Genomic DNA, 23,321 nt, shown 5'->3' with positions numbered 1-23,321 from the left:
GTGGGGGCGATTTGAAGCGGCGCTCAGGCCGTGGTTCGGGCCGCTATTTCACGCTTTGCCGGAGGGCGCCCGCCCGCCGGTGCAGCGCGGCCGGGCTTCGAGGTCGAGGCGGGTGCTGATCTCGGTCAGGCCGGCGGCCTGCAGCAGCGCGGCCACCGGCGCGGCCTGGTCGAAGCCATGCTCGAACAGCAGCCAGCCGCCCGGCGCCAGGTGCGCCGCGGCGCCCGCCACGATGGCGCGGTAGGCGTCGAGCCCGTCGCCGCCGGGGGTCAGCGCCAGCCGGGGCTCGTGGCGCAGCGCCGGCAGGTGGGGGTCGTCGCCGGCGATGTAGGGCGGGTTGCTGAGCACCAGGTCGAAGCACGCGCCGGCGGCCACGGCCTGCCACCAGGTGCCCTGGGCCCAGGCCACCGGCAGGCCCAGGCGCTGCGCATTGCCCTGCGCCACGGCCAGCGCGGCGGGGCTCAGATCGGTGGCCAGCACCTGCGCCGCCGGGTGGCGATGGGCCACGGCCAGCGCGATGGCGCCGCTGCCGGTGCCCAGATCGAGCACCCGGGGCGCGGCGCCCAGCGCCGGCAGCAGCGCGAGCGCCCAGTCGACCAGGGTTTCGGTGTCGGGCCGCGGCACCAGCACATCGGGCGTGACCTGCAGCGCCAGGCCATGGAACTCGCGCTCGCCCAGCAGATAGGCCACCGGCACGCCATCGGCGCGCTGGTGGCAGGCGGTGGCAAAGGCGCGGGCGGCCTCGGGCGGCAGCGGGTCGGCGTCGTGGGCGATCAGCCAGGCGCGCGGGCGCTGCAGCGCATGGCCCAGCAGCGCATGGGCGTCGATGCGGTCCAGGCCCAGCGCGGCGGCCTGGGCCAGGGCCTCGCGCACCGAGGGCGAGCCCGTGCCCGTGCGCGTGCCCGGCGCCGCGGGGCTCACGCCGCGCCCTCCAGCGCCGCCAGCTGGTCTTGTGCCTGGGCGGTCTGCAGCGCGCTGATCACGTCGGCCAGGTCGCCTTCCATGATCTGGCCCAGCTTGTACAGCGTGAGGTTGATGCGGTGGTCGGTGAGCCGGCCCTGCGGGAAGTTGTAGGTGCGGATGCGGTCGCTGCGGTCGCCGGTGCCCACCAGGCTGCGGCGGGTGGCGGCCTCCTTGGCCTCGCGCTCGGCGCGCTCGCGGTCGCGCAGACGGGCCTGCAGCACGGCCAGGGCCTTGGCCTTGTTGCGGTGCTGGCTGCGGTCGTCCTGGCATTCGGCCACCAGGCCGGTGGGCAGGTGGGTGACGCGGATCGCCGAGTCGGTCTTGTTGATGTGCTGGCCGCCGGCGCCGCTGGCGCGGAAGGTGTCGATGCGCAGATCAGCCGGGTTCAGCGTGATCTCGGTGGCCTCGTCGGGCTCGGGCATCACCGCCACGGTGCAGGCGCTGGTGTGGATGCGGCCCTGCGATTCGGTGGCCGGCACGCGCTGCACGCGGTGGCCGCCGCTCTCGAACTTGAGCTGGCCGTACACGGCGTCGCCCTCGATGCGCAGCACCAGCTCCTTGTAGCCGCCGAGGTCGGAGGCGTTCTCGCTCATCACCTCCACGCGCCAGCCGCGCGCGTCGCACCAGCGCGTGTACATGCGCGCCAGATCGCCGGCAAACAGCGCCGATTCGTCGCCGCCGGTGCCGGCGCGGATCTCCAGGAAGGCGTTGCGCGCGTCGTCGGGGTCCTTGGGCAGCAGCAGGGTCTTGACCTCGCCGTCCAGCCGGCTGATCGCGGCCTCGGCGCTGGCGATCTCGTCGCGCGCCATCTCGGCCATCTCGGGCTCGGCCAGCAGCTCGCGCGCGGTGGCCAGGTCGGCCTCGGCCTGCTGGTAGCCGCGCCAGCGCTGCACCAGCTCGGCCACCTCGGCCTGCTCGCGCGCCACGCTGCGGTAGCGGTTGATGTCCTGGCTCAGCGCCGGATCGGCCAGGTGGGCATCCAGCTCGTCCAGGCGCATGGCCAGCCGTTCGAGTTGCTGTCGCAGGGCGGGATTCATGTCAGCCCCTCGGTCGACGGGGGGCGTGGCCCATGCACCGGGGGGCTGCGGGCCGGCTGGGAAACGGCTCGGCGCTGGGTTCGCTTGCGTCTGCGAGATGTCGGTTCATGTCAGTCGTCAGGGATCAGGCCAGGAAGGCGTCGCGCGCGGTTTTCAGCACCAGGGCGCCCACCACCAGCACGAACACGCCGCGCACGAAGCCGGCGCCGTGCTTGAGCGCCAGCCGGCTGCCCAGCAGGCTGCCGGCCACGTTGGCCAGCGCCATCGGCAGGCCCAGGTGCCACCAGACATGGCCCTTGGCGGTGAACAGGGCCAGCGCGGCGGCATTGGTGGCCAGGTTGAGCAGTTTCGCAGCCGCCGAGGCATGCAGGAAGTCATAACCCAGCACCCGCACGAACGCAAAGATGAAGAAGCTGCCGGTGCCGGGGCCGAAGAAGCCGTCGTAGGCGCCCACCACCATGCCGATGAGGCTGGCCCACAGGCGCTCGCGTGCGGCGCTGGCCGGCGGTTGGTGCTGGCGGCCCAGGTGCTTGTTGGCCAGCGTGTACAGCAGCACCGCCACCAGCACCAGGGGCAGGGCCTTGCGCAGGAAACCGGGGTCGACCACGCTCACCGCCCAGGCCCCGGCCAGGCTGCCGAGCAGCGCTGCCACCATGGCCGGCACCCAGGTGGCCCAGCGCAGCTGCACGCGGCGCAGGTACTGGCGGGTGGCCATCAGCGTGCCCCACACCGAGGCCGACTTGTTGGTGCCCAGCAGCGTGGCCGGCGGCGCGGTGGGAAAGGTGGCAAACAGCGCCGGCACCAGGATCAGGCCACCGCCGCCGACGATGGCATCGATGGTGCCGGCCAGCAGCGAGGCCAGGCAGACGAGCAGCAGTTCCATGAGACAAGAGGCCGCGCGCCACAGGGGCCGCCACGGCAGGGCTGGCCGGCAGCGGGGCGCCGCAGGCAGCCGCGCAGTGTAAGGACATGCGCCGGCGCGCCTGCCCGGGACGGCGGCCGGCGGCGCTCGGCCCGCGAGGATCAACCCGGCGTGCTCAACCCGGCGTGGTCAACCCGGCGAGATCAACCCGCCGTATCGCGCGGCGGCCCGAACAGCGCGCGCAGCACGCCGCGCCAGCCGCGCGCCCGGCGCAGCGCCCGCGCCAGGCCCAGCCAGCCGATGGTGGCAATGCGCAGCGGGTTGTGGCTGAGCAGCGGCGTGCTGAGGCCGAAGCGGGGCGGCACATCGGGCCGCTCGGCCACGAAGCTGCCGAACAGCCGGTCGTAGACGATCAACACGCCGCCGTAGTTGCAATCCAGGTACTCGGGGTTGGCGGCGTGGTGGATGCGGTGGTGGGCGGGGGTGTTCAGCAGCCATTCCAGCGGCCCCAGCCGCGGCAGCCAGGGCGCGTGCAGCCAGAACTGGTACAGCAGATTGGCCGCCAGCGTGCCAAACACCGCCTGCGGCGAGGCACCCAGCCACAGCAGCGGCGCAAAGAACAGCAGGTGGCCGCTGAACTTGCCGGTCCAGCCCAGGCGCAGCGCGGCGGCCAGCGTGAGCTGGTTGGGCGTGTGGTGCACCGCATGCGTGGCCCAGAACCAGTGCACCCGGTGGGCGCAGCGGTGGTAGAGGTAGTAGGCCAGCTCGTGCGCCAGAAACAGCCCCAGCCACTGCCAGGGCGTGTGCAGCGGCCAGTCGGCGATGCGGTGGCTGTGGCACCACAGCAGCAGCGGCGCCAGCAGCGACAGGCCCAGCGCTTCAATGGCACGCCGGCCCACGGCATCGGCCAGCGAGGCGGCCAGCGCGCGCCAGTCGTAGGCCTGGCGCCGCACGAAGTGCAGCACCAGGCCCTCGATCAGCGCGGCGCCCACCACCAGCAGCAGCAAGGCCAGCAGCCAGGGCTGCGCCTCGGGGCTGAACATCGCGCGCAAGGGGGTGCCGGGGGCCGGTGGGGTGGGTGTCATGGCGGCAACCGGCGCGGGTGGGCGATCAGCGTGCCGGGGCGCAGCCGGCCAGCTCGCTGCGGTGGCGCTGCAGGCAGGCGCGGCGCTGCGCGCCGGCGGCCTCGCCGCACAGGCGCTGCAGGGTGTCGCGGCAGGCCGCCAGCGCGGGCAAGGCCTCGCGGCAGGCGGGTGCAAGCGCCGCCTGCTGCGCCTGCAGGCAGGCCAGCAGCTGGCCGTCGCCGGGCCGGGCGCCGGGGCAGCGCTGGCGGGCATCGGCGCGGCAGGCCTGCAGCGCCGCGGCCTGGGTGCCGCTGCCGGCGCTGCCTGCCGCGTTGTCACTCGCGCTGCCTCCCGCGCTGCCTTCCGCATGGCCTCCTGCGCTGGGGGCCCGGGCGTGCGCCCACGGCGCGGCGATCGGCAGCGTCAGCATGGCGGCCAGCGTGGCCGCCAGCCACCGCCGTGGATGCAGGCGCGCGGCCATGGCGGCCTCAGCGCGAACGCTGCACGGTCACCGTGCCGCTTTGGCCTTCTGGGCCGGTGACGGTGGTGCTGCTGCCACCGTCGGTGCGGGTGGTGCTGCGGCTGGCGGTCTGGCCGTTGGGGCCGGTCACCGTGGCCTCGGTGCCGTCGGCGCTGCGCTCCACCTGGCGCGACGCGGTCCGGCCGCGCGGGCCGGTGGTGGTGGACGACACATCGCCCTGCACGCGGCTGACGTCGCGGGTGGCGGTGCGGCCCTGGGCTCCGGTGACGCTGGTGTGGCGCTCGCGCGCCTGCACCGGGCCGCTCAGGGCGGCCAGCAGGGCCACGGCGGCCACGCCCAGCACGGTGACTTGGGCCAGGCGTTGCGATGCACGGGGGGAGGGGGCGGTCATGGTGTGAACTCCTTCGGGTGGCGCTTGGGGTAGCGGTTGGGGTTGCGGTGGATGACAAGAGATCCGCAGCCCCGTCACCGGGGAGGCGGCGGGCTGCAGCGGGTCTCCCCCATTGAACGTGCCCGCCGCCCGGCGCGTCGGCCATGGCCGGCGACGAAATGCGACAGCCCTGAAACCTTCGCAGGGCCCGCTGGGGTGGGCCCGTAGACTGCGGCCACGCCGGGGCCTGCCCCGCCCCGGATCACCCGCCTGCCCCGCCCGCGCCATGCAAGCCCTTCCCCTGGTACTGGTTGTCGACGACGATGCCGAGCTCTCGGCCATGGTCTGCGAGCTGCTGGCGCGCGAGGGCTGGGCGGTGCATGCGGTGCTCACCGGCGGCGATGGCGAGCGGGCGCTGGCGCGGCTGCAGCCCGAGGTGGTGCTGCTCGACGTGATGCTGCCCGACGCCAACGGCCTGGAGCTGTGCCGGCGCTGGCGTGCCAGCCATCCGGCGCTGGGCCTGCTGATGCTGACCGCGCGCGGCGATCCGCTCGACCGCGTGCTGGGCCTCGAGATTGGCGCCGACGACTACCTGGCCAAGCCCTTCGAGGCGCGCGAGCTGGTGGCCCGCGTGCGGGCGCTGCTGCGCCGGGCCGCGCCGGGCCGCGCCGAATCGCCGCTGCTGCGCTTTGCCGGCATGCACATCGACCTGGTGCGCCGCGAGGTGCAGGCCGGGGGCCAGGCGCTGGTGCTCACCAGCGTGGAGTTCAAGCTGCTGGTGGCGCTGGCGCGGGTGCCCGGCCAGGCGCTCACGCGCGACCAGCTCAGCGAGGCGGTGCAGGCCGGCACCTACCGGCCGCAGGACCGCACCGTGGATGTGCAGGTGGCGCGGCTGCGCCGCAAGCTGCGCGAGGCCGCGCCCGGCGCGGAGTGGATCGACACCGTGCGCGGCGAAGGCTATGTCTTCGTGCCGCGCGGCTGAGTGGCGGCACGCCCTTCACCGATGCGCTGGCGCCCGCGGCTGGACACGCTGTTTGCCCGGCTGCTGCTGATGCAGCTGCTCACCGTGCTGGCGGTGGTGCTGGTGCTGGGCGCGCTGTTCTACATGGAGCGCAACCAGGCCATCTCGCGCCTGGTGGCGATGCGCTGGGCGCCGGTGCTGCAGGCGGCGCTGGCCACGCTGCCGGGCAAGGCGCCGGGGGACTTGGCCGCACTGGCCGCAACCGCCACACCAGCCCCTGCAAGCAGCAGCGCGGCCGGCAGCGCCCCCGGCGCGGCGGCCGACACCGCCACCCCGCTGGGTGAGACCGGCCTGTGGCGGCGCGACAGCCCGCCGCCGCGGGCCCTGCGCGGCGCCACCTGGGTGCCGCGCCTGAAGGCCTTGCAGCAGACGCTGCGCGAGCGCGGCGTGCCGGTGCAGCAGCTGGTGGTCACGCGCTACCAGTCGCGGCCGGTGATCTGGGTGGCCGTGGCGCTGGCCGATGGCCGCCTGCAATGGCTGGGCTTTGCCGACGATGTGCTGGAGCCGCTGTTTCCGGCGCGCCTGGGCCTGGCGCTGCTGCTGGCCAGCCTGCTGGTGCTGGTGGCCAGTGCCTTGACGGCGCGGCGCCTGGCTGCCCCGCTGGCCCGGCTGCGCGAGCGCATGGCCGCCCACACCCCGGGCGCCGGCCCGCCGCCAGCGGCCCTGCCGGCGCGCGGGCCGGCGGCCACCGTGGAGCTGGCGCAGATCGAGCAGGCCTGGCAGCTGCTGGCCGAGCGCCTGGCGCTGCACGAAAGCGAACGCCAGCTGCTGCTGGCCGGCGTGTCGCACGACTTGCGCAGCCCGCTGGCCCGGGTGCGCATGGCCGCCGAGCTGCTGCCCGAGGCGCCGGGCGTGGCCGAGCGCCGCGCCGCCATCGTGCGCAATGTGGAGGTGGCCGATCGCCTGCTGCAGAGCTTTCTGGACCTGGTGCGCGCCGACACCGTGGCCCTCGACGAGACGGTCGACCTGGCCGCCCTGGCGCGCCAGGTGCTGGCCCTGCGCAGCGATGCCGGCCTGCAGCTCGAGGCGCCGGCCAGCCTGCGCCTCGAGCGCGCCAATGCGCTGGCGCTCGAGCGCGTGCTGCACAACCTGATCGACAACGCGCTGCACCACGGCGCCGCGCCGGTGGTGTTGCGCCTGGGGGGCGGCGCCGGCGCCCCGGCCGGCCTGGGCCACCCCGCGGGCCGCGGCGGCACCTGCTGGATCGAGGTGCAGGATGCCGGCCCCGGCATCCCCGAGGCTGAGCGCGCGCAGGTGCTGCGCGCCTTTGCCCGTGGCGACCGCAGCCGCGGCCGGCCCGGCACCGGCCTGGGCCTGGCGGTGGTGGTGGCCCTGGCGCGGCGCATGGGCGGCGGCGTGCAGATCCGCGGCGGGCCGGGCGATCTGCGGGTGCGCGTGACGCTGGACCGCACGGCTGCCCGCGCCTGAGCGGGCTGGGCGGGGCTGGGGCGGGCAGGGTTGGTTTCAGGCGGGCTCGGGGCGAACCGGGGCGCACCATGTGCCGCCTGCGCGGCGGCCGGGCGCGCGCGCCGCTCAGCGCGTCAGCGCGCGCTGCCGTCGTCGGCCGGGTTGCGCGCCGTGTTGCGCAGGAACAGGCGCGAGACGGTCTGCGCCACCTGCTGGCGCGCCTCGCCGTCGCTGCCGTGCAGCTCGGCCATGGCGCCGTGCAGCAGCTTCTGGGTGAGGCCGCGCGACAGGGCTTCGAGCACCGTGTCGATGTCGGCGCCCTTGGCCAGCAGCTTGCGCGCGCGGGCGATCTCGCCGGCGCGCCAGTCATCGGCCTGGGCCTGCAGGGCCTGGATCAGCGGTACCGTGGCGCGCTGCTCGAGCCAGTGGGTGAAGCTCTGCACGCCGGCGTCGATGATGGCCTCGGCCTGGGCCACCGCGGCCTGGCGGCGCTCGCCGGCCGACTGCACCAGGGCCGAGAGATCATCCACGGTGTACAGGTACACATCCGACAGCGTGGCCACCTCGGGCTCGATGTCGCGCGGCACGGCCAGGTCGACCATGAACATCGGCCGGTGGCGGCGTGCCTTCAGCGCGCTTTTCACCGCGCCCATGCCGATGATCGGCAGCGTGCTGGCGGTGCACGAGACGATCGCGTCGTACTCGTGCAGGCGCTGCGGCAGATCGGCCAGGCGCAGCGCCTCGGCGCCAAAACGCCCGGCCAGCTTCTCGCCGCGCTCGAGCGTGCGGTTGGCAATCGCCATGCCCTTGGGCGCGCGTGCGGCAAAGTGCGTGGCCACCAGCTCGATCATCTCGCCGGCGCCGACGAACAGCACGCGGATGTCGCGCAGGTCCTCGAACAGCTGCGCCGCCAGGCGCACCGAGGCGGCGGCCATGCTGATGCTGTGGCTGCCGATCTCGGTGCTGGTGCGAACGTCCTTGGCCACCGAGAAGCTGCGTTGGAACAGCTGGTGCAGCGTGGTGCCCAGGGTGCCGGCGGCGTCGGCCTCGCGCACGGCCTGCTTCATCTGGCCCAGGATCTGCGGCTCGCCCAGCACCATCGAATCCAGGCCCGCCGCCACGCGGAAGGCATGGCGGGCGGCGTCGCGGTGCTCGCGCACATAGGTGTGGTGGCGCAGCTGCTCGGGCGACACCTGGCCGTGGCCGGCCAGCCACTCGATGGTGGGCACCACCAGCTGCGGCACCTCGGCGGCGTCGGCAGCCACGTACAGCTCGGTGCGGTTGCAGGTGGACAGCAGCGCCACCTCGGGCGTCTGGCGCTGCAGGCGCTGGCGCAGCGCCTGCAGGGCCGGCGGCAGCTGGTCAGGCGCGAACGCAAACCGGCCGCGCAGATCCAGCGGCGCAGTGGTGTGGTTCAGACCGACCGTGAAAACGCTCATGGGGCGCGATTCTAGAATCCCGGGCTTCGCTGCGGCACCGCAAGGGCAGGGGTGCAGCGGGTCATCGCTTGACACACCTCAAGTCCCGCACCCGGATCGGCCGGGTTCATGCCTTCTTACCGGCCGCTGGCCCCCTTCACCCCATGGGACCGATCGACGCCTTCTGGCACCTGTTGAACCTCTTCGGCCCGGCCATCGGCATGGGCCTGATCGCGCCCACGCTGGCCAAGCTGCTGTGGCGCAGCGCGCTGCGCAGCGTGCCCTGGCGCGAGCTGGCGGGCTGGACCGCCGCGGTCTGCGCGGCGGTGCTGCTGGCCGGGCTGGTGGTTTTTGGCCGCGACGGCCGCATGACCACCTATGTGGCGCTGGTGCTGGCCACCGCCGCGGTGCTGGGCTGGCGGGGCTTCATCGCTCGGCGCTGAGCCGGCTGCGCGCCGCGCGGTGCGGGAGCCGCTGACCCAGCCCGGTGCGGGCCGGGTCAGGCCGGCGTCGGCTGCGCCGCCAGCGTGCTGGCGGCCTCGGGCAGGTGCACCTCGGCGCGCAGCGAGTGCGGCCGCGCCTCGGTGATGCTCACGTCGATCAGCTGGCCGACCAGGCGCGCGCTGTGCGGCCCGCCGTCGAAGTTGACGATGCGGTTGCACTCGGTGCGGCCCATCAGCTCGGCGGCGTCCTTGCGGCTGGGGCCTTCCACCAGGATGGTCTGCACCGTGCCCACGCGGCTGGCGCTGATGCGCTGCACATTGCCTTCCAGCAGCGCCTGCAGCTGCTGCAGGCGCGCCAGCTTGCGCTCGGCCGGCGTGTCGTCGTGCAGGTTGGCGGCCGGGGTGCCGGGGCGCGGGCTGAACACGAAGCTGAAGCTGGCGTCGTAGCCGATGTCCTCGATCAGCTTCAGGCTTCGGGCGTGGTCGTCCTCGGTCTCGCCGGGGTAGCCGACGATGAAGTCGGTGCTCAGGCTGATGTCGGGCCGCACCGCGCGCAGCTTGCGGATCGTGCTCTTGTACTCGAGCGTGGTGTAGCCGCGCTTCATGGCCATCAGGATGCGGTCGGAGCCGTGCTGCACCGGCAGGTGCAGGTGGTTCACCAGCTTGGGCAGGCGGCCATAGGCATCCACCAGGCGCTGCGTGAACTCGTTCGGGTGGCTGGTGGTGTAGCGGATGCGCTCGATGCCCGGGATCTCGTGCACGTACTCGAGCAGCAGCGCAAAGTCGGCGATCTCGGCCGTATCGCCCATGCGGCCGCGGTAGGCGTTGACGTTCTGGCCCAGCAGCGTCACTTCCTTCACGCCCTGGTCGGCCAGACCGGCCACCTCGACCAACACGTCGTCGAAGGGGCGGTGGATCTCCTCGCCGCGGGTGTAGGGCACCACGCAGTACGCGCAGTACTTGCTGCAGCCTTCCATGATCGACACGAAGGCCGAGGCGCCCTTCACCTGGGCCGGCGGCAGGTGGTCGAACTTCTCGATCTCGGGAAAGCTGATGTCCACCTGCGGCCGCGCGGCATCGCGCCGGCGCTGCAGCAGCTCGGGCAGGCGGTGCAGGGTTTGCGGGCCGAACACCACGTCCACATAAGGCGCGCGCTCGATGATGGCCGCACCCTCCTGGCTGGCCACGCAGCCGCCCACGCCGATCAGCACGCCCTTGCTCTTGAGGTGCTTGACGCGGCCGAGGTCGGAGAACACCTTCTCCTGCGCCTTCTCGCGGATCGAGCAGGTGTTGAACAGGATCAGGTCGGCCTGCTCGGGGTCACTCGTGGGCTCGTAGCCTTCGGCCGCGCGCATCACGTCGGCCATCTTGTCGGCGTCGTACTCGTTCATCTGGCAGCCGAAGCTGCGGATGTAGACCTTTTTCGTGCTCATGGTTTTGTCCAGGTCTGGGCGAGCGGATCGAATGTCCACTTGGCCGCTTCGTCGGCCGTGGTCGGCCAGGGCTTCTTTGCCAGCTCGTCGGCGCGCAGGATCCACACGTCCTTCACCAGGCCGGTGCCGGGTTCGAGCGTGTAGTGCACCGCGAGCTTCTCGCCCACCAGCTGGCCCGAGAGCTGTTGCATGTTCTGCAGGTCGCGGATGCGCCCGCCGGGCGCCAGGCGCACGGCCTGGCCGTTGAGCAGGGCCTCGGGCGGCTGGGTGATCTGCAGCGTGCCGCGCAAGGCGGTGGCCGGAAAGTTGCGCGCCATCTGCGCGCCGGCCGGCAGGCCCAGAAACAAGGCGGACAGCACCGCCACCGACGCGACGCGCCGGGAAACACAGCAATGCATGGTGTAGAGCCAGGGGCTGTGGAGGAAGGGCGCGATTCTAGCGGGGTGGCCCTGAGCGCGCCCTCGGGGGACGGGGCGCAGCGGCGTGGGGGCCGGTTCAGTCCCGCCGGGCCGCCCCAAGGGACTGAGCGCCCCCTCGGGGGGCAGGAGCGCAGCGACGTGGGGGCCCGTTCAAGCTGACGCGCGCAGCTCGGCGATGTCGCGCATCGGCGGGGCGCCGAACAGGCGGCTGTACTCGCGGCTGAACTGCGAGGGACTTTCGTAACCCACGCGGTACGCGGCGGTGGCGGCCTCCACCTTGTCGGCCAGCATCAGGCGGCGGGCCTCGGTCAGGCGCAGCTGCTTCTGGTACTGCAGCGGGCTCATCGCGGTGAGCGCCTTGAAGTGGTGGTGAAAGGTGGACACGCTCATGCGCGCCTCGCGCGCCAGGTCGTCGATGCGCAGCGGTTCGTGGAAGCGCTCGCGCAGCACCTGCACCGCGCGCGCCACCGGGTGCGTCTGCGCGCCGCTGTGCACCAGCTGGCGCAGGCGCCAGCCCTGCTCGCCGGTGAGCAGCAGGATGTGGATCTCGCGCCGCACCAGCGGCTCGAGCAGGGGCATGGCCTCGGGCCGCTGCGGCAGCTCGAGCAGGCGGCAGAAGGCGTCGAGCAGTGCCGCATCGGTGCGGCCTGTGGCCATGGCTCGGCCCTCCCGGCCCTCGCGGCCCGCCACCGGCGCGCCGGTGACGGGCGCGCCTTCCACCATCAGCGCCGCCATCTCGCGCAGATCCAGCCGCAGGGCCAGCGAGACATAGGGCCGCGCCGGCGTGGCCTCGAGGATGGCCGAGGTGGCCGGCAGATCCATGGTCGACAGCAGGTAGCGCGAGGCGTCGTACTCGAGCGTCTCGTCGCCCAGCATCACGCGCTTGCGGCCCTGCACGATGACGGCCACGCTGGGCTCGTAGATGCCGCACAGCAGGCCGCCGGGCTGCTCGGTGGTGAACAGCATCAGCCCGGCCAGCTGCGGGTGGGGCACCAGCCCCTGCGCAGGCGAGGCCTGCTGCAGCGCGTGCGCCAGACGCGCGCGCAGCGCGGCCAGCGCATCGGCGGCGGGGCCGGGCGGGTGGCCCGGGCCGGGGGCGGGGGGCGGCACGCGAAGTCATGGGCCGATGCTAGTACGGCTTGCCCGAAACCGTGGTGTGCCAGAGCATCAGGCAAGGAACACGCAGTTTTCGGCCAGCCGCACCGGCGCGGCGTGGCGACACTGCCCACCAGCCCCGCCGGCGCCCTGGCGCTGCGGGCCGATCGTTCGCCAGCTTGCCCGAAATCTGCCATGACCCCCTTGAACGTCAACGGCCGAGCCCACTCGGTCGACATCGACCCCGCCACGCCCATCCTGTGGGCCCTGCGTGACACGCTGGGCCTTGCGGGCACCAAGTTCGGCTGCGGCGCGGCGCAGTGCGGCGCCTGCACCGTGCACCTGGGCGGCCAGGCCATCCGCTCCTGCGTGACGCCGATCTCGGCCGCCGCCGGCCAGCCCATCACCACCATCGAGGCCATCACCGCCGGTGACGATCGCGTGGGCCAGGCCGTGCATGCCGCCTGGGTGAAACACGACGTGGCCCAGTGCGGTTACTGCCAGAGTGGCCAGATCATGAGCGCCACCGCGTTCTTGAAGTCGCTGCCCAAGGGCCGCCAGCCCAGCGCCGACGAGATCGACGCCGCGATGGCCGGCAACCTGTGCCGCTGCGGCACCTATGCACGCATCCGCGCCGCGGTGGCCGACGCCGCCCGCGCGCTGGCCTGAGAGGAGCCGCGACCATGATTCCCACCGCCCGATTCGAGCTTTTGCCCGAGGCCTTGCTGGCCGAGCTGCCGGCCGGCCTGCGCCGCCGCGCCCAGCCGGCCGAGGCCGCGGCACAGGCCGTGCTGCCGCCGCTGCCGCGCCGCAGCTTTCTGAAACTGGCCGGCGGCACCGGCCTGGCGCTGGGCGTGCTGCCGCTGCTGGCGCCGGCCGATGCGCAGGCCCAGGGCAGTGCCGCGCCGGCCGGGCTCAAGCCCGGTGAGCAGCCGTCGGCCTTTGTGCAGATCGATGCCGACGGCACGGTCACGGTCACCATCAACCGGCTCGATTTCGGCCAGGGCGTGCTCACCGCGCTGCCGATGGTGCTGGCCGAGGAGCTGGACGCCGACTGGGCCCGCGTGCGCGCCCGCCACGGCAGCAACCACCCGGCCTACGCCGACCCGCGCTTCGGCATGCACCTCACCGGCGGTTCCACCGCCATCAAGCACAGCTTCCAGCAGTACCGCGAGCTGGGCGCCCGGGCGCGCGCCATGCTGCTGGCCGCCGCGGCCCAGCGCTGGCAGGTCGAGGCCACCACGCTGCGCACCGAGGCCGGCGTGGTGATCGCACGCGACGGCCGCCGGGCCGGCTTTGGCGAGCTGGCCGCCGATGCCGCGCGCCAGCCGGTGCCGGCCAGCGTGGTGCTGAAAGACCCCCGGCAGTTCCGCCTGATCGGCCAGCCCACCACGCGCCTGGATGCACGCGCCAAGAGCAGCGGCCAGCAGGCCTTCGGCATCGACATGCGCCTGCCCGGCCAGCTCACCGCGGTGGTGGCGCGGCCGCCGGTGTTTGGCGCCAAGGTGGCCAGGCTCGACGACAGCGCCGCGCGCCAGATCAAGGGCGTGAAGGCGGTGCTGCGCGTGCCGCTGGACCGTGGCGCCGAGGGCGTGGCGGTGATCGCCGACGGCTACTGGCCGGCGCAGCAGGCGCGCGCCGCGCTGAAGATCGACTGGGCCACCGCCGGCCTGGAGAAGGTGGACAGCACCCGCCAGCTGGCCGACTACCGTGCGCTGGCCGCCAAGCCCGGCGCGGGGCTGCGCCACTTCGACGCCGACATGGGCCCGCTGGCCGGCGCCGCCCACACCATCGACGCCGAGTTCGTGTTTCCGTACCTGGCCCATGCGCCGATGGAGCCGCTGAACTGCACCGTGCAGCTGGGCGCCGAGGGCGCGCAGCTGTGGGTGGGCACGCAGATGCCGGGGCTGGATGGCCTGGCCGCGTCGAAGGCGCTGGGCCTCAAGCCCGAGCAGGTGCAGGTGCATGTGCAGATGGCGGGCGGTGGCTTCGGCCGGCGTGCCATCCCGAGCAGCGAGTACGTGGTCGAGGCCTGCCACATCGCCCAGGCGGCGCGAGCCGCCGGGCTGCAGGCGCCGGTGCGCACGCTGTGGAGCCGCGAGGACGACATCGCCGGCGGCTACTACCGCCCGATGCACCTGCACCGCGCGCGCATCGGCTTCGACGCGCAAGGCAAGGTGCTGGCCTGGGACCATGCGCTGGTCGGGCAGTCGATCCTGAAGGGCACGTTCTTCGAGCCGATGCTGGTCAAGAACGGCATCGACGGCACCGCCGTGGAAGGCATGCGCGAGCCCTATGACATCCCGATGCGCCTGACCGTGCACCACCCGCAGCTCAATGTGCCGGTGCTGTGGTGGCGCAGCGTGGGCAGCACCCACACCGCCTATGTGATGGAGACGCTGATCGACGAGATCGCCCGCCGCACCCGGCAGGACCCGGTGGCCTACCGCCTGGCCCAGTTTGGCAGCAAGCACCCGCGCCACCGCGACGCGCTGAAGCTGGCGGTCGACCAGAGCGGCTACGGCCAGCGCAAGCTGCCGGCCGGCCGCGCCTGGGGCGTGGCGGTGCACGAGTCGTTCGAGACCGTGGTGGCCTATGTCGTCGAGGCCTCGCTGAAGGACGGCCAGCCGGTGCTGCATGCGGTGACGGCCGGCGTGCACTGCAACCTGGTGGTCAACCCCCGCACCGTTGAAGCCCAGGTGCAGGGCGCGGCGCTGATGGGCCTGGCGATGTGCCTGCCCGGCCATGCGGTGACGCTGAAGGACGGTGTGGTGGAGCAGGGCAACTTCCACAACTTCCAGCTCCCGCGCATCAGCGCCATGCCGCAGGTGGCGGTGCACGTGGTGCCCAGCGCCGATCCGCCCACCGGCATGGGCGAGCCCGGCCTGCCGCCGCTGGCCCCGGCCTTGGCCAACGCCATCGCCGCACTCACCGGCCAGGCGCCGCGGCAGCTGCCCTTCGCGACGGCCTGAGGCCGGGCGACGGCGCGGGCGACGGCGCGGGCGACCGCGCGGGCGGTGGCGGCGGCCACTGCCTGCGCGCCCGACTTGGCCTGATTTGAGAAATATCTATTTCTCAATGAGTAGCGTATGCTTCAGGCATGTGGTGCATGCTCTGCCTGACGCTTCCGACCCAGCCCAATGCCGTGCGGCTGAGAATCTGGCGCGCGCTGAAGACGCTGGGCTGTGGCGCGCTGCGTGACGGCGTCTATGTGCTGCCCGAAGCGCAGGCGGCACTGTTCGACCCTCTGGTGGCCGAGGTGTTGGCCCACGGGGGGCAGGCCAGCGTGCTGGACCTGTCTGCCCGCGACGAGACCCGCCGCGCCGAGGTGCTGGCGCTGTTTGACCGCAGCGAGGCCTACGGCCACTGGCACACGCAAGCGCATGCGCTGCTCGACGCCTTGCCCACGCTGGAAGAGGCCGAGGCCCGGCGGCGCTGGCGCGGCACGGCCGAGGCCTTGCAGGCGCTGCAGCGCATCGACTACTACCCCGGCGCCGCCGCCGAGCAGGCGACTGCCGAACTGGCGGCATTGCGCCAGGCGCTCGACGCACGTTTCTCGCGCGGTGAGCCCGTGGCCAAGGCGCCGCACGGCATTGCGCGGCTGGATGCGCGCAAATTTCAGGGCAAACGCTGGGCCACCCGGGCACGGCCCTGGGTCGACCGCCTGGCCTGCGCCTGGTTGATCCGCCGCTTCATCGACCCCGCGGCCCAGTTCCTCTGGCTGGCCGATCCGGCGGGCACCACGCCCGCACCGCGCGGCGCGCTGGGCTTCGACTACGACGGCGCGCGCTTCACGCACGTGGGCGCGCGGGTCAGCTTCGAGGTGCTGGTGGTGGCCTTCGGGCTGGGGGCCGACGCCCGCCTGCAGCGCATTGCCCGCGCCGTGCACTTCCTGGACGCTGGCGGCATCCCGGTACCCGAAGCCGCCGGCCTGGAAGCCGTGCTGGCCGGCCTGCGCGAGGTGCATGCCGACGACGATCAACTGTGCCTGGCGGCCGCGACGGTGTTCGACGCGCTGCATGCCGCCCCGGCCACCCCGGCATGACCATGAGCCCCCGCGCCGACACCTCTCAACCGGCCAGCACGCCGGCCACCGCGCCCGGCGATCCTGCTGCGCAGCCGCCCGCCGCCGTGGGCTTTGCCGAGGCCTTGCGCTTCTGGCTCAAGCTCGGCTTCATCAGCTTTGGCGGGCCGGCCGGCCAGATCGCGATCATGCACACCGAGCTGGTCGAGCGCCGGCGCTGGATCAGCGAGCAGCGGTTTCTGCATGCGCTGAACTACTGCATGCTGCTGCCCGGGCCCGAGGCCCAGCAGCTCGCCACCTACATCGGCTGGCTGATGCACCGCGCTTCAGGCGGCCTGGTGGCCGGCGCGCTGTTCGTGCTGCCCTCGCTGTTCATCCTCATCGGCCTGAGCTGGATCTACCTGCGCTTCGGCAACGTGCCGCTGGTGGCCGGCATCTTCTTTGGCTTGAAACCGGCGGTGACGGCGCTGGTGCTGCACGCCGCCCACCGCATCGGCACGCGGGCGCTGAAGAACCGCTGGATGTGGTGCATCGCCGCCGCCTCGTTCATCGCCATCTTCGCCTTCGACACGCCGTTCCCGGCCATCGTGCTGGCGGCGGGCCTGATCGGCCACTTCGGGGCGCGGCGCTGGCCGCAGGTGTTTGCGCTGGGCGGCGGGCATGGCAGCGCCAAGGCCAGCTACGGGCCGGCGCTGATCGACGACCACACGCCCACGCCGGCCCACGCCCGCTTCTCGCGCCGCCACCTGGCCCGGGTGCTGGGGGTCGGCCTGGGGCTGTGGGCGCTGGCGATGGCGGGGCTGGTAGCGCTGTATGGCCTGCAGGGCACGCTCACCCAGATGGGCTGGTTTTTCACCAAGGCCGCGCTGCTGACCTTTGGCGGCGCCTATGCCGTGCTGCCCTATGTGTACCAGGGCGCGGTGGACACCCACCAATGGCTCAGCGGCCCGCAGATGATCGACGGCCTGGCCCTGGGCGAGACCACGCCCGGCCCGCTGATCATGGTGGTGGCCTTCGTCGGCTTTGTGGGGGGCTGGCTGAAGCAGGTGTTGGGGCCCGACGCGCTGTTCCTGGGCGGCGCGCTGGCCGCGGCCGTGGTCACCTTGTTCACCTTCCTGCCGTCCTTCGTCTTCATCCTGGCCGGTGGCCCGGTGGTCGAGGCCACGCACGGCAAGCTCGGCTTCACGGCGCCACTGTCGGCCATCACCGCGGCGGTGGTCGGCGTGATCCTGAACCTGGCGATGTTCTTCGGCTACCACGTGCTGTGGCCGCAGGGTTTCAGCGGGCGCTTCGATGGTCTGTCGGCGCTGATCTGCGCCGGGGCCGCCCTGGCGCTGTTTCGTTTCAAGCTGGGTGTGCTGCCGCTGCTGGGGGCCTGCGCGGCCATCGGCCTGGCGGCGCACTGGCTCGTTCCCCTGGTCCGCTGAAGGAGCTCGCATGGATGCACGCACACAGAACCTGCCGTTTGAGCCCGCAACGCTGCACGGGCTGTCGCCCCGCCTGATCACCAGCCACCACCAGAACAACTATGGCGGGGCGGTGAAGCGCTTGAACGCCATCCGCACCGAGCTGGCGGCCTTGGCGCCTTCGGCCGCGCCTGGCTTCCAGCTCAATGGCCTGAAGCGCGAGGAATTGATCGCCACCAACTCGATGCTGCTGCACGAGCTGTACTTCGGCAGCCTGGGTGGCGACAGTGTGACGCTGACGCCGGCCATGGCGCTGGCCCTCGAGGCCAACTTCGGCAGCGTGGCCCGGTGGCGCGACGAGTTCACCGCCATGGGCCGAGCCCTGGGCGGCGGCTCGGGCTGGGTGCTGCTGGTCTACCAGCCGCGCGAGGGCACGCTGGTCAACCAGTGGGCGGCCGACCACACCCATGCGGTGGCCGGCGGCGTGCCCATCCTGGCGCTCGACATGTACGAGCACGCCTACCACCTGGACTTCGGCGCGGCCGCGGGCGCCTATGTCGACGCCTTCATGGCCAACATCAACTGGGCCGCCGTGTACGAGCGCTACCAGCAGGCCGTGCATGCGGCCAGCGAGGCCTTCGGCGCCACGCAGGACGACATCGGCGATGCGCTGCTGCTCGATGTGCGCCGGGCCGGGGTGTTCGACCAGGCGGGCACGATGCTGCCCGGGGCACGCTGGTGCGATCCGTCGACGGTGGCCCGCTGGGCCGGCGAGTTGCCGGCCGACCGCGCGCTGGTGGTTTATTGCGTCTACGGCCACGAGGTCGGGCGGGTGACCGCAATGCGCCTGCGCGCCGCGGGGCTGGACGCCCGCTACCTGCGCGGCGGCATCGACGCGTGGCAGGCCGCAGGGCGGCCGTTGGCCGACAAGCCTGCGGCAGCGTCAGCGCCATGAGCGCGCCGGGCCGCTTCCAAGAGCGAATCCCGCAGCGCGAGGCGCGGAGGGTGGACCAGTGACCACGCCGGCACCGAGGGTCGCGCTGCCGTACCCCCGGTGACCGCGCAACGCGCGGCCGGTCCGATCCGGCCGCCAGCCGCTTCGCGGCGCTCTTCGAGGCCCTGGCCGCAGCGGGTGTGCATGCCGAGCCCGCCGTCTGCCACGACGACTTTGCCGACGAGGTGGCGGCGCCGTGGCGCGGCGTGCAGGCCGTGCTGGTGGGTGCAAGCCCATCGAAGACGGGCGTCGCCGCGACCGGCTCGATGCGATGCTGCGCGAACAGGGCGGCCTGGCACACGACCAGTTGCCCTGCTGTGGGACTGCGACTTCATGCAGGGCGCAGCGCACGCAGACGGCACCCCGCGCTTCGTGCTGCGCGAGATCAGCTTCAGCAGCGTGTCGCCGTTTCCACCCTCGGCCATCGCGCCGCTGGTGGCGGCCCTTCGGCGGCGCACGGCGCACTGAGCCGATCCGCTGCCGGCACCGATTCATTCGCTCGTGCTGAAGGCTCGCCAATTGCGGCCGCAAGGGCGCCGCGCTGCGCGGCCATGGGCATCCTGCAAGCGGGCCCCGGCCGGCTGCCCAGGCCAAGAAAAAAGCCCCGCAAGTCTTTGACCTGCGAGGCTTTTTAGATTTTGGTGGCGCTTCAGGGAGCCACCACCAAGATCCGAAATTTCTCGGCTTCTTTCGAAGCAAATCAAAGACTTACGACGACCTCGACTCTCGGCCAGGGTTGTCAAAAGCGTCACCCCGAAGTGTAACCCCTGTCTGCGGGCGGCTGGGGCCATGGGGCGCTGTTAACGCGGGGCAAATTTCGCTGGCCCGTGGATGGCGGGTTTGTCACTCGTAGCCCAGTTGCAGGGCCTGCGCCTGGACTGCTTGGCCAAAGTGGGAATTGATCCGTGTGCCCGTGGCGGAGTGCAAGGCATCGATGGATCGCGCGACTGTTGAGTAACCTGGTCATGAAACAGCGCGGTATGCTCAATTTGAAGCACCGATCGACTGCATGGCCGTCGTTTTGTGCTTCAATTCGCCATTGACAACGACGTGCGCTGTTGTTGAAGCATGAATCGACAATTCTGTCGGTGATGCATGCTTCAATTCGCTGCGGGTAGTGTTATGGCTGCTGAACTGGAACTTGCCTTGGTGCGCGAAGCGCTGCAGACCCGTCTGCTCGTCGAGCTGATGAGCAACGCCATGCACAAGGAACTGGTTCTGAAGGGCGGCATGGCCATGCGGGCGGTCCATGGCAGTGTGCGCTACACCAAGGACATCGATCTCGATGCCGACGAGCGTGCGTCCAAGGAACGGATCCAGGGCGTTGTCCGGCGCTCCATCGAACGGGCTGTGTCGTCCGGCCTGATTGCCAACGCGGTGGTCACCGCCCCGAAGCAGACCGACACCACACTGCGCTGGAAGATCACCGGCACCCAGCCCAACAGCACGGCACCCATGCACCTGACGGTCGAAGTCTCCCGCCGGCCCAGGTTGGTCGAAGGCCATGTGGTCGAGGTGCCCCTGGACAAGTCGTTCAACCAGACCGGGCGCGATGTGCGAGTGCAGGTGCTGGACTCGCAGCACATCGCAGTGACCAAGGTGCTGGCCCTGACCGATCCGATGCGGATGGCGCCGCGCTACCTGTTCGACCTGAACGTCTTGCTCGAGGCCGGTGTTGAGGATCCAGGCCCGCTGCTCGCGCAGATGCCGGACGCCCAGGAGCGCCTGCCGCTGATCATGGCCGAGCTGTGGCCGAAGATCGAGGCGATGAGCCACGAGCAATTCCGCAACGATGTCGTGCCCTACCTGCCCGCGGACGTTGGCCAGGCCATCGACAGCGAGGCGTTCGACGCCATGCGTGTGGATGTTGGCGTGGCCGTGGAGCGGTGGCTGCAGACCGCTGCCGCCGCATCGCCGGAGGCCGGGTCATGAGCGCCGGCCTGGTGCCCACCAGCCCGGAGCGAACCGACCCTCCGGCAGATCAAAGTGTCGGCGACTGGAAATTCAGGCTGCTGGGCGGCTTGGCCGAGACTGGCACGCTGAGGGTCTTCACGGCCGCCGAGTTCCACAAGCTCGTGCTGCGATACCGCCCCGGCGCATCCACGAGCACGGCCCGGCTGCTTGCTCACTCGCTGGTGCAGGCTGGTGCCCTGCGGCGTGTTGCGTCGGGGGTGTACCTGAACCGGCGCTGCCTGCCGCCGGCCGAGCTGACCGAGATGGCTGGCCGTATCCGGGCTGGAGCCGTCATCTCGCTGCAGTCGGTGCTCGGCGAGTGCGGCTTCTTGAACAACCCGTCATCCATCGTGATGGCCATGGTGCCCACTTCGGCGAGCAAACGGCCGAACCTGGGTGAAGTGAAGACTTCGGGCGGCAGTGTTTTCAGGTTCTACGGCCTGGCCGAGCGCTTCTTCCCCGACACAGCAGATGATCGCTGGGCGCTGTACCAACAGGGTCGGCCTTGCGACATGTTCCGGCCAGAGGCGGCGCTGCTGCAATGGCTGTACCTGGCTGGCATGAAGCGAAGCACGGTGACGCCGCCACCCATGGATGTGGACATGGGGCAGCTCGATGAAGAACACTTGAACCAGCTGGCGCAGCGATGGCAGTTGCAGGCCGAGTTGAGTGCTTGGCACGATCAGGCGAAGTCTGTCGGCTTTGGCGAAGAGCAATACAAGTCCCAGATCACCGTCAGCGAGAAGCCCCATGCAGGAGTGGCTGCCGATGGGGCGGCTGCGCGTGAGCGACTGTTGGCCCGATTGGGGAAAAGTCGTTGAAGTCCGGACGAGCTGGCAGCCGATCGAAGGAAGTTCGGTGCGAGTCCTCGAAAGTCGAAATGGGTTGCCGCCGCATCATTGCGCCGCGCCCCTTGAGGCCCGGATGGGAAAGTTATACCGATAAAAGTGTTGGACACGAAAGTTCATCGTGGTAAATTCTCGTGTAACGCAACTATTTTCAGCGATGAAGACGCCATGAGTTCGTTTGAAACCAAAGGTCAAAGAGCACTTGAGGATCTCATCGCGCAGCATGTCGCTCGCGACGCCTTCATGGCGTTTGAAGATGCCTACTTCGATGGAGATAAAAAGGGGCGCCTCCAGGCCGGTGGGTTTGCGCGTGGTCACAAGCGGTCTGCCGCCGGTTCCATCAAGCACTTCTACAACAACGAAACCTTTCACGAGGCACTGCTGACCCACGGCGCCAATCCGTCTCCCCTTCGAGGGACGAGCCTGGTTGTCGGGCGTCTCGGAATCTTTAACATCGTCCGACTGAATGTGCCCGGTCACAAGTGGACGAATCTGCGCCGTAGTTCGACGAGGGCGGCCTTGGCTGCGCTCAACGAATACATTCAGCGCAAGTACGTCCAAGGGGACTTCTTCGCAGAGGCACGCGATGTTGCAGAGGCCACGCTGTTTGTCTTGGGCGTGATGGATGGCGAAGACGGAAATGGTTTGGCTCAATTGACACAGTGCATGGTGGCGCTTCCGGCTGCCGACATGCGCTCGTGGCTGTATCTGAAGCCCATGACTGAGTTTTTGAAGGTGTACGACCGTGCATCCAATGGCTCACAGGCAGACAACGCAATGCCCAAGCTCAAGGGTTCGCAGCGGAAGAAGAACACTGGCACTGAAGATGACAACGGGAATTCGTGACCTCCAGCCTGCAAGGTTGGAGCAGGCCCTAGCGGCAAGAAGTTTGACGAAGGGGCAGCTTGCCAGCCTCGTGGGGGTGAGCGCGTCGACCGTCACCAAGTGGTGCAAGGGTGATCAGTCGCCGGAAGCGGAGACTTTCGAGCGCATCGCGAGCGTGCTCAACCTGCAGGCCGAGTGGTTGACGCGTCCTGTTCTCAAGGCAATCGCGACGCCGCTGTACAGGAAGAATTCTTCTGCGCTAAAGGCAGGGTTGGCGAAGCTGGGGGCACGTACCGAGTGGGGTCAGGAGGTCGCTACGCGTCTGGCGGAGCACGTGGACTACCCCGACTTGAATCTGCCTGAGCGCAGCTTCACCGAGCCTGATCAAATCCGGAAGTCGGACATAGAGGCTGCGGCCGAGGAGTGCCGCGACCTGTGGCAGCTCGGACGCGCCCCTGTGCAGGACTTAATGCTCGCAGCCGAGGGGGCCGGGATCATCGTGTTTCGCGAGGAGACCGATGTTGCTGTTGTGGAGGGCTTGTCCAGCTGGAGTCGTGAACTGGAAGGGCGCCCCCTGGTGCACCTGTCTGCTGATAAGGCCAATGGTTTTCGCAGCCGATTCGATCTTGCGCACGAGATCGGGCACTTGATCCTGCACAAACACGTGGAGCAACGGTCTGACGACAAGGTCCGCTACAACCTCATGGAGCGACAGGCGCACCAGTTCGCTGGTGCGTTGTTGCTCCCAGCACAGACGTTCGCGAATGACGTTCGCGTGCCGATCAATCTCGATAATTTGCTGAGCCTGAAGCAACGCTGGGGCGCCTCCGTTGGCGCGATGCTGATGCGGTTGCACTTCTTGGGGCTTCTCAATGACGACGAGAAGCTCGTGCTGTTCAAGCGGCGCTCCGCTCGGTGGGGCGCCAAAGCGGAGCCAGGCGATGACGGCTGGGTCCCGGAGAGGCCGCGACTGTTGAAAAGGACCGTGGACCTGCTGGTGCGCGAGAGCGTCCTGCCCGTTGATCGTGTTGCCCCGTTCCTTGGGTTCTCGACCAACGATGTGGTTCAGCTCTGCGGGCTGGAGGCCACCTACTTCTCGGCACCTGGGCGTGTTGTTGAGTTGGCGACACTGAGGTCGGCGCGTACGCCCTCTGAGACAGGCGACGAGTCCGGCCCATCAGTGCGAGCTGCAGCAGTATTGGCATTTGAGGCGGGTCGGCGAAGATAAGCCAGCCTCTGCTGGTGCATCACAAGACTG

Annotated in this window: 23 protein-coding genes; 13 read left to right on the top strand and 10 right to left on the bottom strand. The window is 71.0% G+C overall.

Features of this window, described 5'->3' with window-relative positions; all coding sequences use genetic code 11:
- Positions 1 to 48: 48 nt before the first annotated feature.
- The 6 genes from prmC to N4G63_RS20200 form a co-directional block, all read right to left on the bottom strand.
- On the bottom strand, positions 49 to 921 hold the full coding sequence (gene prmC, locus N4G63_RS20225) for a peptide chain release factor N(5)-glutamine methyltransferase (RefSeq protein ID WP_260787078.1): 873 nt from the start codon (positions 919 to 921) through the stop codon (positions 49 to 51).
- Complete coding sequence (gene prfA, locus N4G63_RS20220) at positions 918 to 2,000, bottom strand: peptide chain release factor 1 (RefSeq protein ID WP_314600122.1); 1,083 nt, start codon at positions 1,998 to 2,000, stop codon at positions 918 to 920. The genes prmC and prfA overlap by 4 nt, the downstream gene beginning before the upstream one ends.
- Positions 2,001 to 2,124: 124 nt before the next feature.
- Positions 2,125 to 2,883: a sulfite exporter TauE/SafE family protein gene (locus N4G63_RS20215; protein ID WP_260787079.1), complete on the bottom strand. Its 759-nt coding sequence runs from the start codon at positions 2,881 to 2,883 to the stop codon at positions 2,125 to 2,127.
- 182 nt (positions 2,884 to 3,065) lie between these two features.
- Positions 3,066 to 3,947, bottom strand: coding sequence for a sterol desaturase family protein (locus N4G63_RS20210; RefSeq protein WP_260787080.1), 882 nt, complete (start codon positions 3,945 to 3,947; stop codon positions 3,066 to 3,068).
- Between the two features lie 25 nt (positions 3,948 to 3,972).
- Positions 3,973 to 4,407, bottom strand: a complete 435-nt coding sequence (locus N4G63_RS20205) for a hypothetical protein (RefSeq protein ID WP_260787081.1) — start codon at positions 4,405 to 4,407, stop codon at positions 3,973 to 3,975.
- 7 nt (positions 4,408 to 4,414) lie between these two features.
- Positions 4,415 to 4,798 (bottom strand): hypothetical protein, encoded by a 384-nt coding sequence (locus tag N4G63_RS20200; protein ID WP_260787082.1) that lies wholly within the window; start codon positions 4,796 to 4,798, stop codon positions 4,415 to 4,417.
- A 265-nt stretch (positions 4,799 to 5,063) separates the two neighbouring features.
- Here N4G63_RS20200 and N4G63_RS20195 point away from each other — a divergent pair, with 265 nt between their 5' ends.
- Positions 5,064 to 5,759 (top strand): response regulator transcription factor, encoded by a 696-nt coding sequence (locus tag N4G63_RS20195; protein ID WP_314600121.1) that lies wholly within the window; start codon positions 5,064 to 5,066, stop codon positions 5,757 to 5,759.
- 21 nt (positions 5,760 to 5,780) lie between these two features.
- On the top strand, positions 5,781 to 7,226 hold the full coding sequence (locus N4G63_RS20190; protein WP_260787083.1) for a sensor histidine kinase: 1,446 nt from the start codon (positions 5,781 to 5,783) through the stop codon (positions 7,224 to 7,226).
- Between the two features lie 113 nt (positions 7,227 to 7,339).
- Here N4G63_RS20190 and hemA read toward each other — a convergent pair whose 3' ends face one another.
- Positions 7,340 to 8,644: a glutamyl-tRNA reductase gene (gene hemA / locus N4G63_RS20185; protein ID WP_314600120.1), complete on the bottom strand. Its 1,305-nt coding sequence runs from the start codon at positions 8,642 to 8,644 to the stop codon at positions 7,340 to 7,342.
- Positions 8,645 to 8,787: 143 nt separating this feature from the next.
- Here hemA and N4G63_RS20180 point away from each other — a divergent pair, with 143 nt between their 5' ends.
- Positions 8,788 to 9,066, top strand: a complete 279-nt coding sequence (locus N4G63_RS20180; RefSeq protein WP_314600119.1) for a hypothetical protein — start codon at positions 8,788 to 8,790, stop codon at positions 9,064 to 9,066.
- Positions 9,067 to 9,122: 56 nt separating this feature from the next.
- Here N4G63_RS20180 and miaB read toward each other — a convergent pair whose 3' ends face one another.
- The 3 genes from miaB to N4G63_RS20165 form a co-directional block, all read right to left on the bottom strand.
- Positions 9,123 to 10,499: a tRNA (N6-isopentenyl adenosine(37)-C2)-methylthiotransferase MiaB gene (gene miaB, locus N4G63_RS20175; protein ID WP_260787086.1), complete on the bottom strand. Its 1,377-nt coding sequence runs from the start codon at positions 10,497 to 10,499 to the stop codon at positions 9,123 to 9,125.
- The gene (locus tag N4G63_RS20170; protein ID WP_314600118.1) at positions 10,496 to 10,864 is read right to left on the bottom strand and encodes a hypothetical protein; all 369 of its coding nucleotides are present in this window, start codon (positions 10,862 to 10,864) and stop codon (positions 10,496 to 10,498) included. Before N4G63_RS20170 ends, miaB begins: the two co-directional genes overlap by 4 nt.
- A 204-nt stretch (positions 10,865 to 11,068) precedes the next feature.
- Positions 11,069 to 12,028 (bottom strand): AraC family transcriptional regulator, encoded by a 960-nt coding sequence (locus N4G63_RS20165; protein ID WP_260787087.1) that lies wholly within the window; start codon positions 12,026 to 12,028, stop codon positions 11,069 to 11,071.
- A 180-nt stretch (positions 12,029 to 12,208) separates the two neighbouring features.
- Between N4G63_RS20165 and N4G63_RS20160 the strand changes: the two genes are divergently transcribed.
- The 10 genes from N4G63_RS20160 (at position 12,209) to N4G63_RS20115 (ending at position 23,291) form a co-directional block, all read left to right on the top strand.
- Positions 12,209 to 12,682, top strand: a complete 474-nt coding sequence (locus N4G63_RS20160) for a (2Fe-2S)-binding protein (RefSeq protein ID WP_260787088.1) — start codon at positions 12,209 to 12,211, stop codon at positions 12,680 to 12,682.
- A 14-nt stretch (positions 12,683 to 12,696) separates the two neighbouring features.
- Positions 12,697 to 14,985, top strand: a complete 2,289-nt coding sequence (locus N4G63_RS20155; RefSeq protein WP_260787089.1) for a xanthine dehydrogenase family protein molybdopterin-binding subunit — start codon at positions 12,697 to 12,699, stop codon at positions 14,983 to 14,985.
- A 128-nt stretch (positions 14,986 to 15,113) separates the two neighbouring features.
- Positions 15,114 to 16,058 carry a chromate resistance protein ChrB domain-containing protein gene (locus tag N4G63_RS20150; RefSeq protein ID WP_338001644.1) on the top strand — a complete coding sequence of 315 codons (945 nt, stop codon included), beginning with the start codon at positions 15,114 to 15,116 and terminating at the stop codon, positions 16,056 to 16,058.
- Positions 16,055 to 17,464, top strand: coding sequence for a chromate efflux transporter (gene chrA / locus N4G63_RS20145; protein ID WP_443112072.1), 1,410 nt, complete (start codon positions 16,055 to 16,057; stop codon positions 17,462 to 17,464). Before N4G63_RS20150 ends, chrA begins: the two co-directional genes overlap by 4 nt.
- A 10-nt stretch (positions 17,465 to 17,474) precedes the next feature.
- Complete coding sequence (locus N4G63_RS20140; RefSeq protein ID WP_260787091.1) at positions 17,475 to 18,398, top strand: Fe-Mn family superoxide dismutase; 924 nt, start codon at positions 17,475 to 17,477, stop codon at positions 18,396 to 18,398.
- A 372-nt stretch (positions 18,399 to 18,770) separates the two neighbouring features.
- On the top strand, positions 18,771 to 18,905 hold the full coding sequence (locus tag N4G63_RS20135) for a hypothetical protein (protein ID WP_260787092.1): 135 nt from the start codon (positions 18,771 to 18,773) through the stop codon (positions 18,903 to 18,905).
- Positions 18,906 to 19,559: 654 nt separating this feature from the next.
- Entirely contained in the window at positions 19,560 to 20,369 is an 810-nt protein-coding gene (locus N4G63_RS20130) for a nucleotidyl transferase AbiEii/AbiGii toxin family protein (RefSeq protein WP_260787093.1), read from the top strand.
- Positions 20,366 to 21,211, top strand: a complete 846-nt coding sequence (locus tag N4G63_RS20125) for a hypothetical protein (RefSeq protein WP_260787094.1) — start codon at positions 20,366 to 20,368, stop codon at positions 21,209 to 21,211. Before N4G63_RS20130 ends, N4G63_RS20125 begins: the two co-directional genes overlap by 4 nt.
- Positions 21,212 to 21,406: 195 nt before the next feature.
- On the top strand, positions 21,407 to 22,084 hold the full coding sequence (locus tag N4G63_RS20120) for a hypothetical protein (protein ID WP_314600117.1): 678 nt from the start codon (positions 21,407 to 21,409) through the stop codon (positions 22,082 to 22,084).
- Entirely contained in the window at positions 22,065 to 23,291 is a 1,227-nt protein-coding gene (locus tag N4G63_RS20115; protein WP_314600116.1) for an XRE family transcriptional regulator, read from the top strand. Before N4G63_RS20120 ends, N4G63_RS20115 begins: the two co-directional genes overlap by 20 nt.
- The last annotated feature ends 30 nt before the right edge of the window (positions 23,292 to 23,321 follow it).

Source organism: Aquabacterium sp. OR-4 (assembly GCF_025290835.2).
GTDB lineage: Bacteria > Pseudomonadota > Gammaproteobacteria > Burkholderiales > Burkholderiaceae_C > Pseudaquabacterium.
The sequence above is the reverse complement of the archived record's forward strand: the minus strand, read 5'-3'. Positions and strand labels throughout refer to the sequence as shown.

Excerpts from the sequence above, each read along its gene's own strand:
- prfA (WP_314600122.1), bottom strand. The coding sequence starts at position 2,000 with ATGAATCCCGCCCTGCGACAGCAACTCGAACGGCTGGCCATGCGCCTG.
- N4G63_RS20215 (WP_260787079.1), bottom strand. The coding sequence starts at position 2,883 with ATGGAACTGCTGCTCGTCTGCCTGGCCTCGCTGCTGGCCGGCACCATC.
- N4G63_RS20210 (WP_260787080.1), bottom strand. The coding sequence starts at position 3,947 with ATGACACCCACCCCACCGGCCCCCGGCACCCCCTTGCGCGCGATGTTC.
- N4G63_RS20205 (WP_260787081.1), bottom strand. The coding sequence starts at position 4,407 with ATGGCCGCGCGCCTGCATCCACGGCGGTGGCTGGCGGCCACGCTGGCC.
- N4G63_RS20200 (WP_260787082.1), bottom strand. The coding sequence starts at position 4,798 with ATGACCGCCCCCTCCCCCCGTGCATCGCAACGCCTGGCCCAAGTCACC.
- N4G63_RS20195 (WP_314600121.1), top strand. The coding sequence starts at position 5,064 with ATGCAAGCCCTTCCCCTGGTACTGGTTGTCGACGACGATGCCGAGCTC.
- N4G63_RS20190 (WP_260787083.1), top strand. The coding sequence starts at position 5,781 with ATGCGCTGGCGCCCGCGGCTGGACACGCTGTTTGCCCGGCTGCTGCTG.
- hemA (WP_314600120.1), bottom strand. The coding sequence starts at position 8,644 with ATGAGCGTTTTCACGGTCGGTCTGAACCACACCACTGCGCCGCTGGAT.
- N4G63_RS20180 (WP_314600119.1), top strand. The coding sequence starts at position 8,788 with ATGGGACCGATCGACGCCTTCTGGCACCTGTTGAACCTCTTCGGCCCG.
- miaB (WP_260787086.1), bottom strand. The coding sequence starts at position 10,499 with ATGAGCACGAAAAAGGTCTACATCCGCAGCTTCGGCTGCCAGATGAAC.
- N4G63_RS20160 (WP_260787088.1), top strand. The coding sequence starts at position 12,209 with ATGACCCCCTTGAACGTCAACGGCCGAGCCCACTCGGTCGACATCGAC.
- N4G63_RS20155 (WP_260787089.1), top strand. The coding sequence starts at position 12,697 with ATGATTCCCACCGCCCGATTCGAGCTTTTGCCCGAGGCCTTGCTGGCC.
- N4G63_RS20150 (WP_338001644.1), top strand. The coding sequence starts at position 15,114 with ATGTGGTGCATGCTCTGCCTGACGCTTCCGACCCAGCCCAATGCCGTG.
- chrA (WP_443112072.1), top strand. The coding sequence starts at position 16,055 with ATGACCATGAGCCCCCGCGCCGACACCTCTCAACCGGCCAGCACGCCG.
- N4G63_RS20140 (WP_260787091.1), top strand. The coding sequence starts at position 17,475 with ATGGATGCACGCACACAGAACCTGCCGTTTGAGCCCGCAACGCTGCAC.
- N4G63_RS20135 (WP_260787092.1), top strand. The coding sequence starts at position 18,771 with ATGCAGGGCGCAGCGCACGCAGACGGCACCCCGCGCTTCGTGCTGCGC.
- N4G63_RS20130 (WP_260787093.1), top strand. The coding sequence starts at position 19,560 with ATGGCTGCTGAACTGGAACTTGCCTTGGTGCGCGAAGCGCTGCAGACC.
- N4G63_RS20125 (WP_260787094.1), top strand. The coding sequence starts at position 20,366 with ATGAGCGCCGGCCTGGTGCCCACCAGCCCGGAGCGAACCGACCCTCCG.
- N4G63_RS20120 (WP_314600117.1), top strand. The coding sequence starts at position 21,407 with ATGAGTTCGTTTGAAACCAAAGGTCAAAGAGCACTTGAGGATCTCATC.
- N4G63_RS20115 (WP_314600116.1), top strand. The coding sequence starts at position 22,065 with ATGACAACGGGAATTCGTGACCTCCAGCCTGCAAGGTTGGAGCAGGCC.